A 14956-nucleotide genomic window follows, 5' to 3' on the forward strand; every position below is an offset into this window, starting at 1 on the left:
TGGCGGCCCCCGCCTTCGAAAGAAGGCGGCGCGGGCCGCCACTTCTGCGTTTGCCCCCCAGGGAGGACGAGGATCGGTGCGTTTGCCTCCAGGGAGAACGAGGATCGGGTGATCTTGGCGCGGCCAGGCCGCACCAGCATCACCCCGCCCGTCCAGGAAGGCCCCGGAAGGCCGCCGAGGCTCCGTCCGACACACAGCCCATGCCCCGGCCCGACGTGATCCGGCCGGCCACAGTGAGCCGAAAAGACCGACGCGACCGACGCGTCCACCATGGGCCCGCGAGCGAACCTACGCCGACGACCCCGGCAACTCGCGGGCACCAGGCGGCGGAGGCTGCTGCTGTGCCAGGTGCCACAGCTGCTGCAGCAGGGCGCCATCGATGTCGTAGATGCTGGCCTCGGGCCGGTCGGTCGGCTGACCCACCCCGTGCACCTCGTGATGCAGCTGCTCCATGCGGCGGTCGAGTTGCTCGGCCGCCGCCGCGGCCTCGGTGAGCTCGCGGACCAGGTGGGGCGGCACCTCGCGGTCGTACTTGTAGAAGATCTTGTGCTCGAGGCTGGCCCAGAAGTCCATGGCGATGGTGCGGATCTGCAGCTCGACGATCACCGGCACCGGGCCCGTCGACAGAAACACCGGGATCTCGATGATCGCGTGCAGGCTCTTGTAACCGTTGGCCTTGGGGTTGGCGATGTAGTCCTTGGTCTGGATGAGCCGCACATCGTCTTGCGAGGTGAGGGTTTCCAGCACGCGGTAGGTGTCGGCGATGAAGCTGCAGGTGATGCGCACGCCGGCGATGTCGGTGATGTTCTCGCGGATCGACGGCAGGCTGGGGTGGATCCCGCGGCGGGCGACCTTCTCGAGGATGCTCTCGGGCGACTTGAGCCGGGAGTTCACGTGCTCGATCGGGTTGTAGCGGTGCAGGTGCAGGAACTCCTCGCGCAGCACCGAGACCTTGGTGAGCACCTCGTCGACCGCGAACTGGTATTCCATCAGGAACCGGGTGAAGTCCTCGCGCATCTGCCGCACGAAGCTCAGCAGCTGCGGGTTGGGCTGGGGTGGCGTCTGGGGCAGGAGCATCACCCCGGTCGAGGCCGAAGGGGCGGCCGGGGCGCGCCAGAGAGCGGTGACGGTGTCCGTCAGCTGCTCGGCGACCTGATCCCAGCCGGGTTGTGCGGAGGCGTCCTCGGCCAGCAGCCGTTCGTGCCGCATGATCGCGTCGTCGATCAGGTGCTGCATCATGGCGCGACGCTGGGCGAGCACGTCGGGCGAGAGATGGGGCAGGCAGCGTCCGATGTGCTGGTGCACCAGGTCGGGCGACTGCGCCAGGTCGGACGACCGCGTCAGGTCGGGCGACCGCGCCAGGTCGGGCGACGTGGCGGCGGGCACCTGCGCACGGAAACGCGCGTACCAGCTCGGCCGCTCCAGGGCCCGCAGGTGCACGATCACCGAGCTGACCTCGACGTGCACCCATTCGCGCAGGTCGAGCGGATCACGCACGGCTTTGATCAGCTGCTCCCGCTCGTGGGCGATGTCGCGGGCGTGCCGCTGCACCACGGCTCGCACCAGCTCGTCACGGCTGCCGAAGTGGGCCGTGACGTCGTGCCCGGCGGCCTCGCTGATGTGCTGCTCGTGCACCGCCTGCACCCCGTGCTCGGCGAAAAGCCGCTCGGCGGCCAGCACCAGGGCATCGCTGGGGTTCTCGCCCACGCGGGCCCCTCCTGACGGACTCCGGGGCGGACTCGTCCCACCCTCTTCACTGATTCAAACACGATGCCCCGTGGTTCGGTGCCCCGGGTCAGGATTCGCCCTTTCGGCACGTGCAAAACTGGGGCGCATGACGACCGGCGTGGACGGGAAGCGCGCACCCCGCGGTGGTAAAGCGGGTCGTATGCCGACGATGGCCGACATCGCCGAGCATGTCGGGGTCTCGCGTCAGCTGGTCTCCCTGGTGCTGCGGGACGTGCCGGGCCCGAGCGCCGAGTCGCGTGAGCGGATCCTGGCCGCGGCCAGCGAGCTGGGGTACCGGCCCAACGCCTCGGCCCGGTTGCTGCGCCAGAACCGCACGCATCTGATCGGCGCGGTGTTCGGCATGCGTCATCCGTTCCAGGTGCGGGTGGTCGAGCGGCTGTTCGTGCGGGCGGCCGAAGAGGGTTTCGGCCTGGTGCTGGGTCCGATCACTCCCGAGCGGGGGACGGACGCGGTGGTCGCCGCCCTGATGGAGGAGCGGGTCGAGGCGCTGGTCGCGTTCAACCCCGACCCGTCGTCGGACGCGCTGGCCGAGGCCCGTGGGCTGGTTCCGGTGGTGTGGATGGGGGAGTGGGTCGAGGACGAGTCGGTCGACAACGTGCATGTCGACGAGGTTGAGGGGCTGCGGCTGGCGGTGGAGCACCTGGTCGGGCTGGGGCATCGCGACATCGAGTACGTGGGGGCTTTCGCGGGTCGGCTGGGGGCCGACCGCGCCGACGCCTATCGCGCGGCCATGGCGGGAGCGGGTCTGGAGGCCCGGGTGCTGGAGGCCGACTACACCGAGGAGGGAGGGGCCGAGGCGGCGCGGTGTCTGCTGCGGCGCGAGAAGCGGCCGACCGCGGTGGTGTGTGTGGGCGACCAGTGCGCCGTCGGCATGCTGGGGGTCTTCGCCCGCTCGGGAGTGGCCGTGCCCGAAGAGATCTCGGTGATCGGTTTCGACGACAGCTATCTGGCGGCGCTGTCGTACCACCAGCTGACGTCGGTGCGGCAGAACGTGGAGGCGACGGTGGAGGCCGGCCTGCGCGCGGTGCTCGACCGGCTCGACGAGCCCGGCCGGCCCCGCCGGGTGACGGCGACGAAGACCGAGCTCGTGGTGCGGAAGTCCACCGGCCCGGTGCGGGCCGCCGGCTGAACTCCGGGCGCTGCCGGTCAGCATTTCGTCCAGGAGTTGGTCCGTCGGTGCGGCCGGTGATCACCGCCCCGGAGACAACGGCCAATTTCCGCCCTGCTCGGGGGCAGCGCGATTGGATTTTAGCTCGTGCTAAGGTGCGAACCGCGGTCAACTTAGAACGTGCCAAGTGAGGTCCTCCTCAACGACGTCGAAGCGGAGACGCACATGTTGCCTGAGCATCTGCCCGAACCCGAGCTGTACGCCGCCGGTTCCGGGGAGCCCTCGCTGCGCTGGGGCATCGTCGGGCCGGGCTGGATCGCCGGTGAGTTCACGAAGGCGCTGAAGGATCACACCCGGCAGCAGGTGGTGGCCGTCACCTCGCGGAACGCCGAGCGGTCGGGCGCTTTCGCCGCCGAGCACGGCATCGCCCATGCGTTCGGCTCGACCGAGGCCCTGCTGACACATCCGGATGTGGACGTCGTCTACGTCGCCACCCCGCAGAGCGAGCACCTGGCCATCGGCCTGGCCGCGATCGCCGCGGGCAAGCACGTGCTGATCGAGAAGCCCATCGCCGTCTCGGCCGACGAGGCCCGTCAGCTGGCCGTGGCCGCGAAGGCCGCCGGTGTGCTGGTGATGGAGGCCATGTGGTCGCGCTACCTGCCGCAGACCTCGGTGATCCGGCGGCTCCTGGCCGACGGGGTGCTCGGTGACGTGCGCGCGGTGCTGGCCGACCATGGCCAGTCGATCGCCTTCGACCCGAATCACCGCCTGTACCGCCCTGATACGGGCGGTGGCGCGCTGCTCGACCTCGGCATCTACCCGGTGCAGTTCTCCTCGATGGTCTTCGGGGCCCCGCAACGCGTCACGGCGGTCGGCGGGATGACCGAGACCGGGGTCGACGCGTACTCGACCCTCACCCTCTCGCACGACAACGGCGGCCAGTCGGTTCTTTTCAGTACGATCCGGGCTCGCACCCCGATGGCCGCCACGATCGCCGGCACCGACGCGTCCATCGTCATCGACCGTGGTTTCTACACGCCGACCACGTTCACCCTGGTGGGCGCCGGGCACTTCGACCCGGAGCTCTGCTGGAGCGACCCCAGCGGCCTCACCCTGTTCGAAGGGCTGTCCTGGGAGGCCACCGCTTTCGCCCGGTTCGTGGGTGAGGGGCGCGTGGAGTCGCCGGTGCACACCATGGACGAGACCGTCTCCATTCTCGCGACCATCGACGAGGCCCGCGCCCAGATCGCCGAGGAAGCCGGCCGTGGCTGAGATCCAGGAACTCGAAGCGCAGGAGGAGGAGCTCGTTCTCGAGTCCTTCGACCACGACGACGCGTGGCGGCTGGGCTCGATCATCACCCGCATCGCGCAGGAGGCCGGGCACGGTGTCGGGATCGACATCCGCCGCCCGGGCCTGATCGTGTTCCGTTCCGCCACGCCGGGAATCACCGCCGACCAGGATGTCTGGATCGGCCGCAAGTCGGCCGTGGTGCTCCGCCTGGAGGCCAGCAGTGCCTTGGTGGACGCGCGGCTCGGCGAGGCGGGGGTCGACGCGGCGGCGATCGGCTGGCTGGGCCCCGAGTATGCCGTCACCGGAGGATCTTTCCCGATCCGGGTGCGGGGCGCCGGTGTGGTTGCGGCGGCGACCGCGTCGGGTCTGTCGTCGCAGGAAGACCACGACCTGATCGTGGCCGGGCTGCGGGAGTACCTGAAGGAAACCCGCTGAACCGGGAGCTGCGGCCGGGGCAGACCGCGCGGATCCGGGTCTGGGACCGCGCTTCCGGCCTGCTGAGAGAGGTTTTCGAGGCCACCGACCGCCTGTACGAGGCCCCGAACTGGACCCCGGACGGCCGGCTGCTGGTGAACGGTGACGGCAGGCTCTGGCTGCTGCCCGCCGACGGCACCGGGCGGCCCCAGGAGATCGAGACCCCCGGCCTGCCCGACGTCAACAACGACCACGTCCTGAGCCCCGACGGCGCAACGGTTTACGCCTCGTGCGACGACCGGCACATCTGGCGGGTGCCGGTCGCGGGTGGGGCGGCCGAGCGGGTCACGAAAGACGACGGTGGGATGCACTTCCTGCACGGGGTCAGCCCGGACGGCTCCCGCCTGGGTTACGTGCGCCTGGTTCCCGAGGGGGACAACTGGTGGGCCTCGGCCACGATCCACACCGTCGGCACCGACGGCGAGGACGACCGCGCGGTCACCACCCACCCGGGCCCGGCCGACGGGTGCGAGTGGACACCCGACGGCGAGTGGATCCTGTTCAACACCGAGCAGTTCACCCCGGGGCAGGCCCAGCTGGCCCGGATCCGGCCCGACGGGACGGGTCTCGAGCAGCTCACCTCCGACGAGCGGGTCAACTGGTTCCCGCACGTCGCGCCCACCGGTGACGTGGTGGCCTACCTCAGCTACCCACCCGGCACGACCGGTCACCCGGCCGACCTGCCGGTGGAACTGCGGCTGGTCGAGGTGGGGGCGTGGGGCCGGCCGGCCACGCTGGTGAAGCTGCACGGTGGCCAGGGCACGATCAACGTCCCCAGCTGGGCGCCCGACGGATCGGCGTTCGCGTTCGTGGAGTACCCGCTCGGCTCCTGAGCCGGGCGCGGTGACGTGGAGCGTCCCCGCCCGGGCAGGGTGTCACGACCGGGCACGGCGGGAGCCGGTCACGTTCCGGCTCCCGCGATGTCCGTCAGCCCAGTCCGGCGGCGACCACCCAGCTCACGTCGTCGGCCCAGAGGTTCGCAGCGTCGAACGTGTGCGTGCCGCCGTTGCTCGCGATATAGGCGTTGTAGTTGTAGTGCCGCAGGTCTCGCGTGCGGTAGTTGAACGACCGGAACGTGGTGCCCTGACCGTTCTTCCCGGTCTGCTGGCAGAACGTGGCGTCCTGGTTGAACAGGGCGTTGCCGGCGCCGGAGGCCAGCGTGACCTGGAAGTCGGAGTGCCGCAGGTAGCTTCCGGGGGTGTCCCTGGACTCGAACGACACGCACTCACCGGCAGCCAGGCCGTTGCGCACGGTGAACGTCGCCTGGGCCCGGGCCGCCGCCGAGCTCGCCGAGCTCACCTGGGCCAGCGACACGGTCGCACCGGAGTGCGAGACGTAGCGGTCGGTGGCCCCGGCCGTGGTCGCACGCAGTGAGACCGTCGATCCGACCGTGGGTTTGGTTCCACCGGTGATGGCGGTGGTCCGGTAGCCGGCGGCGGTGATGTTGGCCTGCACCGCGTTCTCGGTGGCGGCGGTGGGGTAGCCGGAGGTCATGACGCCCTCGTAGAAGGTGCCCTGGGCGCTGACGCTGTTGTCACCACCGATGCCGAGGATGATCGCGCCCTCCTTGTGCATGGGGTTGTAGCCGGACACCGTGGGCCGGGCGCCGTCGTAATACGTTGACAGCGCTCCGGACTGGGCGTTGCCGCCGCGGATCGCCCAGTGGTTCGCCTCGCCCTTCAGCACAGCTGTGGTGAAGCGGTGGGTGACGGTCGGGTCGGCCGCGTTGTTGCCGGTGGACTGTCCGCTGAACAGGCCGTTCTCGAGGTCGGCCATGATCCACGGGCCGCTGCCGGCGCCGGATCCCCAAGCGGTGCTGTTGCCGAAGTAGATGGCCTCCATGTGGCCGTTGCCGGTGTCGAGGCTGCTGGTCTCCGCGTTGCCGTAGTCGAAGCAGCAGCCGGCGTTGTAGTGCGTGCCGTCGATCACCGCGTACATGCCCTCGGGCTGGTCGCCGGTGGCGATGCCGTTGGTGCTGTTGTTGCGGTAACCCGTTCCGGGAGAGACGAACACGCCGTAGGCCCGGGACCCGCCGACGGTCACCGGCGCGGCGTCGGCCCCGGCCAGGTTGTCGTAGCCGTTGACGTCGGGGCCGCTGAAACCACCGGGAGGGGCCTGTGTGAGGTGGTTGCCGCGTCCGGACTGGTCGTAGATCTTCGTGATCAGGCAGGTGGTGCTTGCGCAGAAGGAGTCTTGCGCGGCGGCGTTGGCGACGCCCCCGGCGGCCAGCGGGCGGATGTCGGTGGTGGCTCCGTCGGAGGCCCGTTTCACCTGGTAGAGAGCGCTGTTGAAGGCGCCGTAGAGGGCCCGGGTGGTGCTGTGCGCGGCCACGCACGGGGTGCCGCCCGTGGTGTAGAGGTCGCACGGGCCGGTGGTGGCGGCGGCGGCCGTGCCGACGGTGCCCGGTTGGGTGAGGGCGGCGAGGGTGAGAGCGGCGAGGGTGAGGGCGGCCCGGAGCCAGGGGTGTGGTGAGCGCATGATCGGCATCCATTCCTGTGCGGCATTGCATCGGAATGACAGCAGTCACCGGCGTCGCCCGGCCGGGAGCGGCACCGGCCGCGGTCGTGTCAGGGGTCCGCGGCCGATCGATCGTAACGCTCACATTTCGGGCACGGCGGTCATGTCGGCGCAGATGGCGTCCAGCGGTCTCACGCCCTGTGGTGCGGCTTCATTCAGCGGGAGGACGTGGTGGCCGGCGTGGTGGTGAACGTTCACTTCCCCGGCGGCCGGGTGAGGCTCCCGCCCGGTTCTCAACCTCCGCCGCGGTGCTGCCGAGGAGACCCCGTGCCGATCAAGAGATGGTCAGGCACCGGCGGCGTGCGCCGGTGAGCGGGAGTGACCTGCCCGCCTCCCGGACCTGGGGCCCCGGTCGGCTCCGGGCGAGAGGCTCCTGGTCCGGTCAGCGGGGGCGACCGGTCTGGCAGTCGCTGGCCGTCCTGACCGTGCTGCCCCTGCTCGCCGCCACGGTGATGGGCGGCGTGCTCTTCGACGCCGCGGACCGGGCGGCCGACCGCGCGCTGCGCGCCCAGCGGCTGGTCTCGGCGGTGGAGCTGCTCGACGGGGCCCGGCGCGCGGTGGATGCCGAGGTGCTGCCCACGATGCTCATGCGCGTGGTGGAGGACGAGGACCTCGCCGTCGCGGCCGGTTTCAGCCCGGCCCGCGCCGGTGCGCTGCGCGCGACCCAGGCCGCGGTGGTGACCCAGGCCCGCGAGGCGACCGACCGGGCGATCGACGCGGCCCGGGCCGGGGCCACCGACCCGGACCTGAAGCAGGTCGTGACCCGTGCCCTCACGGCCGTCACGGCGGCCCGGGCGGCGGCCGACGGTACCGGTGAGCCACTCGTGGCGGTCGTCGGCGGCTTCGGGCGGGGCGCCTCCGGGCTGGCCGCCGGCCAGCGCTGGGCGGGCACGGAGGCGGTCTCGGCCGGGCTCGGCTCGCGCAGCGTGGCGTCGTTGCAGGACCTCACCCAGCTGCTGGCACTCAGCGAGGCGGCCAGCCGTCAGCTCGGTGAGCTGTTCGCCTCCCGTGTGCTGCCCGCGGCGGACCGGCTGCACGCGCAGAGCGGATGGATCGCGTCGTGGGGCACCTACACGAAACTGGCCGAGCAGGCCGACGACTTCGTCACCGAGCCGGTGCGCCAGGACTGGGCCGTCTACACCGACGACGCCGCCGTGGCCGCGTTCTCCGACCTGATGACCCGCCAGGCCCTGTCCCCGGGGACGGCGGTGCTGCCGACCGGTGCACTGCCCGCCCTCGGCGAGCGCAGCCGGGCCCGGGACGAGGCGCTGGCGGTGGTGCTGCAGGACGCGGTCGCGGAGGTGTCGGACGCTTCCGGTGACGATCACGCGGCGGCCGAGCGGCACCGCCGCACGACGCTCGCGATCTGCCTGGCCCTGATTCTCCTCTCGCTCGCGAACGCGGGCCTGATCGCCCGCTGGCTCACCGCGTCCATGCGTTCGCTGGCGGTCGGCGCCCGGCAGGTGAGCCTGGGCAACCTGGTCGACGTGGCGCCGCGCGGGCCGCGGGAGCTGCGCACGGCCGCGCACGCGCTGTCGGCGGCGGTGGCGGGGCTGCGGCGGGTGCAGGAGCAGGCCCGGGCGGTCGTGGACGGCAACGCCGAGGAGGCCCTGCGGCAGAAGCCGCTGCCGGGTCCGCTGGGGGACGTGGTGCACGCCTCGGTGGAGCAGATCGTGGAGAGTTTTCGTGCCCGGGAGGCGTTGCAGGACGAGCTCGCGCACCAGGCCACGCACGACGCGCTGACCGGTCTGGCGAACCGGGCGCAGATCCTGGCCACGTTGTCGCAGCTGCTGGCGGGTGAGCCTCCGGCGCGGACCGGGGTGCTGTTCATCGACCTGGACGGGTTCAAGCTGGTCAACGACACCCACGGGCACGCGGTCGGTGACCAGGTGCTGTGCGAGGTCGCGGCCCGGCTGACGGGGGCGTTGCGGCCGGCGGACGGGGTGGGCCGGTTCGGTGGGGACGAGTTCGTGGTCACGGTGGAGGGCGCCCACGACGCGGCGGCTCTGATGGAGCTGGGGCGGCGGCTGATCGGTGCGATCAGTTTCTCGGGGCCGCTGGACGTGGGCGGGACGACGGTGCGGCAGGTGCGGATCGGGGCCAGTGTCGGGGTGGCGGTGTCGTCACCGGGCAGTACCGCCGACAGTCTGCTGGCCGAGGCCGACATGGCTGCCTACCGGGCGAAACGGCTGGGGCGCGGGCGGGTCGAGATCTTCGACGACGACCTGCGGGCCGAGATCACGGAGCGGGCCGCGCTGGAGGTCGCGTTGCGGGCCGGGCTGGAGGCGGGGGAGCTGCACCTGCACTACCAGCCGGTGGTCGACCTGCGCACGGGGACGGTGACCGGTTACGAGGCCCTGGCCCGCTGGGACCGGCCGGGGGTGGGGCCGGTGCGCCCGGACGTGTTCATCGCGGCCGCCGAGGCCTCGAGCTTCGTGTGTGACCTGGGCCGGTGGGTGCTGCACGAGGCCACCGCGCAGGCCGCGGGCTGGCGGGGTGCCTCGATCGCGGTCAACGTGTCGGGCCGTCACCTCACCGATCACCGTGTGCTCGACGACGTGCGCGACGCCCTGAGCGCCAGTGGTCTCGCGCCGGCGCTGCTGGTCGTCGAGATCACCGAGACGGTGCTCACCGACGACCCCCGGGCCCGTGAGCACCTGCGGATCCTGCGGGCCGAGGGGGTGCGGGTGGCGATCGACGACTTCGGCACCGGGTTCACCTCGATCAGTGCGCTGGCCGACACCCCGGCCGACATCCTCAAGATCGACCGCAGTTTCATCGGCTCGGACGACCCGGGGCACCACCAGCTGGCGACGCTGATCGCCCGGGCCGCGCACACGTTCGACCTGCGGGTGGTCGCCGAGGGCATCGAGACCGGCGAGCAGCTGGCCCGGGTGCGCGCGGACGGCTGTGAGGAGGCGCAGGGGTACCTGTTCTCCCGCCCGCTGGCGCCGGAGGCCGTGGAACGCCTTCCGGCGCAGCTCATCTCACCCGATGTGCACGTCCCCGTCCCCCGAGCCCCCGAGGGAGCCCGCCGTGAGTCTCACGCGTAGAGCGTTCGTGACCGGAGGGTCGGCCGCCCTGCTGGCAGGGTGTGCGGCCGGGAGCCGTTCGGCCGGGCGTGGCTCCGGCGACCGGCTGGCGTTCTGGTACTGGGACGGCGCGCTGTCGGAGCCGGTGGTCGGCAGTGTGCTGGCGGGGCTGCGGCCGAGGGCGCTGATCACGGCCACGGTGGTGCCCGGTGACTTCGGCCAGCGCCTGACCACGACGCTGTCGTCGGGCCACGGGGTGCCCGACATCACCGGGGTCAAGGGGGAGGACATGCCCACGTTCCTGACCCTGGCCAAGTACTTCCTCGACCTGAACGAGCTGGGGGCGCGGGACGTCGCGGGCTCGTTCGTGGCGGCCAAGTACGCCCAGGCGACCACGCCCGGGGGCAAGCAGGTCGGGCTGCCCATCGACCTCGGCCCGACCGCGCTGTTCCTGCGCTCGGACCTGTGGGGGCAGGCCGGGCTGCCGACGTCGGTGGCGTCGCTCGCCCGTGAGATGTCCACCTGGGAGGGCTGGTTCGAGGCCGCGCGCCGGCTGAAGAACCGGCTGCCGGGCACGTTCGCGGTGCGGAACTCGCACGACGTGTTCGGGGTCGCGCTGTCGCAGGAGCCGGAGACGTTCCTGGCCCGCTCGGGTGAGTTCACCGGTGACGGCGGCGGGGTGCGCCGGGCCTGGCACCTGGCCGTGCGGGCGATCGCCGAGGGGCTGCAGGCGGGCATCTACGCGGACGCGGCGTTCGGCGCGGCGCTGAGCGACGGGGTGCTCACCGGTCATCTGGGGCCGGCCTGGAACGGCCTGGACATCGCCGGCGCGGCCCCCGGGACGTCCGGGACGTGGCGTGTGGCAGCGTGTCCCGGCGGGCCGGGCAACATCGGCGGCTCGTACCTGACGCTGCCCGCGACGTGCCGCAACCCGGACGTGGCGTTCGCGTGCATCACGGCGATCCTGTCGCCGGAGAACGAGAGCCGGGCCTTCACCGACGCCGCGGTCTTCCCGGCCGTGACCCAGGCCTACTCGCTGCCCGGGCTGACGTCGGGGCAGGGCTTCTACGGCGGGCAGTCGACGATCGAGGTCTTCGGGCCCGCCGCCGAGAACCTGCCCGACGTGTACGACGCGCCCGGCAACTCCGACATCGCCTCCTCGTACTACACCGAGCTGTCGAACGTCGAGGGCGGCAAGAACCCGGAATCGGCCTGGGCGGACGCGGTCTCGGCCGGTCGGCGGACCGCGAAGGCGCTCGCGGGGTAGGGCCGGGTCCCGGGCGCGGGAAGGCTCAGCGCGGCAGGGCTTTCGCCGTCACCGCGTCGCACATCTGCTCGGCCGCCGTGATCGTCTCCTCCCACTGCGCGGGCAGCGCCCCGGTGGGTTCGCGGCGGGCCTGGGCGGTGGCCCGGCGGGCCTCGCCGAGCTGCTGGTAGGCCGCCCTCCGCAGCGCGTGCCGCTGGGCCGGCGGGGCTTCGGGCGCCAGGGCCCGGTAGCGCTCGGCGGCGGCGAGCGCGGCCCCGGTCTGGGCCTGTGCCCGGTCGGAGGCCGAGCGGGGCCAGAACACGAAGTGCACGGCCAGCACCACCACGGCCGCGATCGCGGTGTCGAGGATGCGTGGCAGGTACAGGGCTCGGTGGTCGCCGAGCAGGTCCAGCAGCACGAAGACCACGCCGGTCAGCCCGGTCGTGGCGACGGCGTAGTGGTGGCGCACGCCGACGGCCATCAGGGCGCCGAAGACCGCGACCGCGGCGATCAGGGCCCATCGTGCGTCGGTCACCAGCACCACGGCGCCGATGGCGGCCACGCCCGCCACGGTGCCCAGGCAGCGGTGCAGGCTGCGGCTGAACACCGGCCCGAAGTCCGGTTTGTAGACGAAGGCGACGGTCATCGGCAGCCAGTAGCCGCGGGGTGCGTCGGTGGCGGTCGCGATCAGCTGGGTGATCAGGACGCAGAGCGCGAGCAGGGACGCGTAGCGCAGGTGGGCGGCGCGGGTCGCCCACGGGCGGGCGGGGGTCTGCAGGGGGACGTCGGCCACCGGTCCGGTGCCGCTGGCCACGCAGACGGTGGCCAGGGCGCGTTCGCCCGGGGTGCCGGGGGCGAAGTGCGGGGTGGCGGGCAGGGCCTCGGTCCCGGAGAAGAGGCGCTGCTCCATGCGCCGGGGCGCGCCGGTGACCTCGGGGGTGAGCGGATGGCCTTCCCACAGCAGGGTCGTCACCGCCTCGCCCAGCGGCACGGCCAGGTGGAAAGCCCGCACCAGTCGCCCGGTCCCGGAGTCCGGCCCGGAGCGGCTGCCGTGGGCCAGGTGGGGTGCCATCACTTCGTGGGCGTGGTCGAGGGCCTCGCTCAGGTGGCGGCGGGCGTCCTCGGCGCCGGGGGTGCCCGCGCTCTGCAGGGCCCGTGCGGCGCTGCGGTACACGGCGCGCACCGCGGCCTTCTCGATCTCGTGGCGGGCCCACAGCCACGGGGTCACGGACATGGCCAGCACCAGCAGGGTCCCGGCGGACAGGGCCAGCGGGGCCTGCCAGAACGGGCCGGGGACCGGGATGCCGCTGCCGATGACCGCCCCGAGAAGGAAGTGCATCCCGCCCACGGAGGCCACGCGTCCGTAGGGGCTGACCAGACCCGAGACGAAACCGGCGGCCACCAGGCAGACCGCGACCACGGCCCCGTGCCCGGTGCGCAGCGCCAGTTCGCCGGCGAGCAGGCCGGCCGCGGCGGCCGCGGCCAGTGCGAGCAGGCGGTGCGAGCGGGCTCGGTAGGGGTCGGCGCCGTCCTGGCCGACGCCCCACAGCGCGCCGACGGCGGCGATCACGGCCAGGGTGGTCGAGCCGGTCCAGACGCCCAGCAGCAGGGGCAGGGTGAGCGCGGCGGCTCCCCGGGCGGCGGCTCCGACGGGCATGAGGGCGTCCCCTTTCGCGGTTCGGGCCTCCGCGATGAGGGACGGGTGGTGTCACCGGAACGGTAACCGACGTGGCCGACCGTCGTGGACGTCCGGAGCGGGAGGCGCTCAGGGTGATCGGCGGAGGTGATCTGCGCCACCGCCCGGTCACGGAGGGTCGGCTCCCAACGGGTGAAACTCACGGCGCGTACCTGCGTCTTCGTCCCGAACGGCGGCATGGTTGCCTGGTGTGACCGGGCGGGCGGCCGAAGGAATACTCGGTCCGTGCCGGCCAGTTGTTGCCAGCACCCGAAGGAAATGAGGTACCACCTGTGACCGCCATCGCTCCCGAGATGCAGGCCCGCACCGCTTCGTCTGCCTTCGACGAGATCCCGGCCCTGACGGCGGCCGACCGCTGCGACGCGACCACGACCACGATCCGTGACGGGTCGGGCAGTGCCAACCCGCGGGTGGCCTGCGGCGCCCAGGCGTACGTGACCGCGCTCTTCCCCAGCGGCAACTCGCTGCTGTTCTGCGCGCACCACGGTCACGCCTTCGAAGCCAGCCTGGTCGAGCGCGGCGCCGTGATCCGCGACGACTCGCAGGTGCTGCAGCAGAACACCAAGCCGGGCGCCTCCGCCTGATCCTGCCGGTCGTGCGGGCGCTCCCGGGGAGGGCCCGCACGACCCGGTTCCACCGTCTAGGCCTCGGGGATCACCCGGTCGAACATCTCCGCCCGCGGCACGTCCGGGTCGGGCCCGTTGCGCTTGTCGCGGTCGAGGGCGTCGATCGCTTCCAGTTCCGCGTCCGTCAGCTCGAAGTCGAAGACCGCGAAGTTCTCGGCGATCCGGCCCGGGTTGACCGACTTCGGGATCGCCGAGCGGCCCTGCTGCAGGTGCCAGCGCAGCATGACCTGCGCCACCGACTTGCCGTGGCGCCCGGCGATCGTGGTCAGCGCCGGGTCTTCCATGACGTTGACCCGGTCTGGCGCCCAGCCCGGGTAGAACGTGATCCCGCCGATCGGTGACCAGGCCTGCGTCACGATCCCCAGCGACGCGTGCATCTTCTGCAGCGCGGGCTGCACGAAGTACGGGTGCAGCTCGACCTGGTTCACGGCCGGCACGATCTCGGTGCGGGCCATCAGGTCCTCCAGGTGCGGGGGCCGGAAGTTGCTGACGCCGATCGCGCGCACCTTCCCCTCGGCGAGCAGGCGCTCCAGGGCCCGGTAGGCGTCCACCGTCGCCTCGAACCGGTCGGTGGCGGGCTGGTGCAGGATCAGCAGGTCGAGCTGCTCGATCCCGAGCTTGCCCACGGCCTTGTCGAAGCCGTGCAGCGTGGCGTCGAATCCGTAGTCGCTGACCCAGATCTTGGTCTCGACGAAGATCTCCGACCGGTCGACCCCGGAGGCGCGGATGCCCTCGCCGACCTGCCGCTCGTTGCCGTAGGCGGCGGCCGTGTCGATGTGCCGGTAGCCGGTCTGCAGGGCGGTGCGCACCGCGTCGGCGGTCTCGGCCGGGGCGCTCTGGTACACGCCCAGGCCGAGGGCCGGCATCGTCACACCGTTGTTCAGAGTGAGCTTCATGCTCGTCACGCTAGCCCTGGTCACAGCCGCGCAGGAGGGAAGAGCATTACCCCCCCGGGCCCGGAATACCAGCCCCGGCGGACCGGCGGTCCATCCGGCCGCCGCGGCGCGATCCCCGCACCGGCCGAGCCGATTCCGGCGCCGATGCTGACAATTCGCCTTTGGGTGGTTGTCGCACCGGCCGTTCGGCTCAATCCGGGCCTCAGGTCCCGACCGGTGAAGCCGGATCGGAATCGGTTGGCACCACGGTTTTTACAGACCTGAAACATCGCCGTGTCGTGCTCGGAGGAGGTTGAATACCGGGACCATTGGCCTTACGGT

11 protein-coding genes are annotated in these 14956 nt (G+C 72.1%); 7 read left to right on the top strand and 4 right to left on the bottom strand.

Going from position 1 to position 14956, the window contains the following annotated elements:
• Window positions 1-288: 288 nt before the first annotated feature.
• Window positions 289-1077, bottom strand: coding sequence for a GTP pyrophosphokinase (locus tag J2S57_RS35425; protein WP_370882705.1), 789 nt, complete (start codon window positions 1075-1077; stop codon window positions 289-291).
• A 757-nt stretch (window positions 1078-1834) separates the two neighbouring features.
• Here J2S57_RS35425 and J2S57_RS25045 point away from each other — a divergent pair.
• The 4 genes from J2S57_RS25045 to J2S57_RS25060 all read left to right on the top strand — a co-directional run bounded on the left by J2S57_RS25045 (window position 1835) and on the right by J2S57_RS25060 (window position 5455).
• Complete coding sequence (locus tag J2S57_RS25045) at window positions 1835-2878, top strand: LacI family DNA-binding transcriptional regulator (RefSeq protein ID WP_307247251.1); 1044 nt, start codon at window positions 1835-1837, stop codon at window positions 2876-2878.
• A gap of 204 nt (window positions 2879-3082) precedes the next feature.
• Complete coding sequence (locus J2S57_RS25050; RefSeq protein WP_307247253.1) at window positions 3083-4129, top strand: Gfo/Idh/MocA family protein; 1047 nt, start codon at window positions 3083-3085, stop codon at window positions 4127-4129.
• Window positions 4122-4583 (top strand): heme-degrading domain-containing protein, encoded by a 462-nt coding sequence (locus J2S57_RS25055; RefSeq protein WP_307247255.1) that lies wholly within the window; start codon window positions 4122-4124, stop codon window positions 4581-4583. The genes J2S57_RS25050 and J2S57_RS25055 overlap by 8 nt, the downstream gene beginning before the upstream one ends.
• The gene (locus J2S57_RS25060) at window positions 4580-5455 is read left to right on the top strand and encodes a TolB family protein (protein ID WP_370882706.1); all 876 of its coding nucleotides are present in this window, start codon (window positions 4580-4582) and stop codon (window positions 5453-5455) included. Before J2S57_RS25055 ends, J2S57_RS25060 begins: the two co-directional genes overlap by 4 nt.
• Window positions 5456-5549: 94 nt before the next feature.
• On the opposite strand, the gene J2S57_RS25065 is transcribed toward J2S57_RS25060, so the two are convergent.
• Window positions 5550-7100: an alpha-L-arabinofuranosidase B gene (locus J2S57_RS25065; protein WP_307247259.1), complete on the bottom strand. Its 1551-nt coding sequence runs from the start codon at window positions 7098-7100 to the stop codon at window positions 5550-5552.
• 347 nt (window positions 7101-7447) lie between these two features.
• Here J2S57_RS25065 and J2S57_RS25070 point away from each other — a divergent pair, with 347 nt between their 5' ends.
• Both J2S57_RS25070 and J2S57_RS25075 read left to right on the top strand, forming a co-directional pair.
• A complete protein-coding gene (locus J2S57_RS25070; RefSeq protein WP_307247261.1) occupies window positions 7448-10192 on the top strand; it encodes a putative bifunctional diguanylate cyclase/phosphodiesterase in 2745 nt (914 codons plus the stop codon).
• Complete coding sequence (locus J2S57_RS25075; protein WP_307247263.1) at window positions 10176-11438, top strand: ABC transporter substrate-binding protein; 1263 nt, start codon at window positions 10176-10178, stop codon at window positions 11436-11438. Before J2S57_RS25070 ends, J2S57_RS25075 begins: the two co-directional genes overlap by 17 nt.
• 25 nt (window positions 11439-11463) lie before the next feature.
• Here the strand turns inward: J2S57_RS25075 and J2S57_RS25080 are convergent, their stop codons facing one another.
• Entirely contained in the window at window positions 11464-13074 is a 1611-nt protein-coding gene (locus J2S57_RS25080) for an FUSC family protein (RefSeq protein WP_307247265.1), read from the bottom strand.
• A gap of 311 nt (window positions 13075-13385) precedes the next feature.
• Between J2S57_RS25080 and J2S57_RS25085 the strand changes: the two genes are divergently transcribed.
• The gene (locus tag J2S57_RS25085) at window positions 13386-13697 is read left to right on the top strand and encodes a DUF7455 domain-containing protein (RefSeq protein WP_307247267.1); all 312 of its coding nucleotides are present in this window, start codon (window positions 13386-13388) and stop codon (window positions 13695-13697) included.
• Window positions 13698-13753: 56 nt separating this feature from the next.
• Here J2S57_RS25085 and J2S57_RS25090 read toward each other — a convergent pair whose 3' ends face one another.
• Window positions 13754-14635, bottom strand: coding sequence for an aldo/keto reductase (locus J2S57_RS25090; protein ID WP_307247269.1), 882 nt, complete (start codon window positions 14633-14635; stop codon window positions 13754-13756).
• Between the last annotated feature and the right edge of the window lie 321 nt (window positions 14636-14956).

The organism is Kineosporia succinea (genome assembly GCF_030811555.1).
Taxonomy (GTDB): Bacteria; Actinomycetota; Actinomycetes; order Actinomycetales; family Kineosporiaceae; genus Kineosporia; species Kineosporia succinea.

What these genes read in the sequence shown, in the direction of transcription:
- J2S57_RS25065 (WP_307247259.1), bottom strand. Translation starts at nt 7,100, where the DNA reads ATGCGCTCACCACACCCCTGGCTCCGGGCCGCCCTCACCCTCGCCGCT.
- J2S57_RS25045 (WP_307247251.1), top strand. Translation starts at nt 1,835, where the DNA reads ATGACGACCGGCGTGGACGGGAAGCGCGCACCCCGCGGTGGTAAAGCG.
- J2S57_RS25080 (WP_307247265.1), bottom strand. Translation starts at nt 13,074, where the DNA reads ATGCCCGTCGGAGCCGCCGCCCGGGGAGCCGCCGCGCTCACCCTGCCC.
- J2S57_RS25050 (WP_307247253.1), top strand. Translation starts at nt 3,083, where the DNA reads ATGTTGCCTGAGCATCTGCCCGAACCCGAGCTGTACGCCGCCGGTTCC.
- J2S57_RS25090 (WP_307247269.1), bottom strand. Translation starts at nt 14,635, where the DNA reads ATGAAGCTCACTCTGAACAACGGTGTGACGATGCCGGCCCTCGGCCTG.
- J2S57_RS35425 (WP_370882705.1), bottom strand. Translation starts at nt 1,077, where the DNA reads ATGCTCCTGCCCCAGACGCCACCCCAGCCCAACCCGCAGCTGCTGAGC.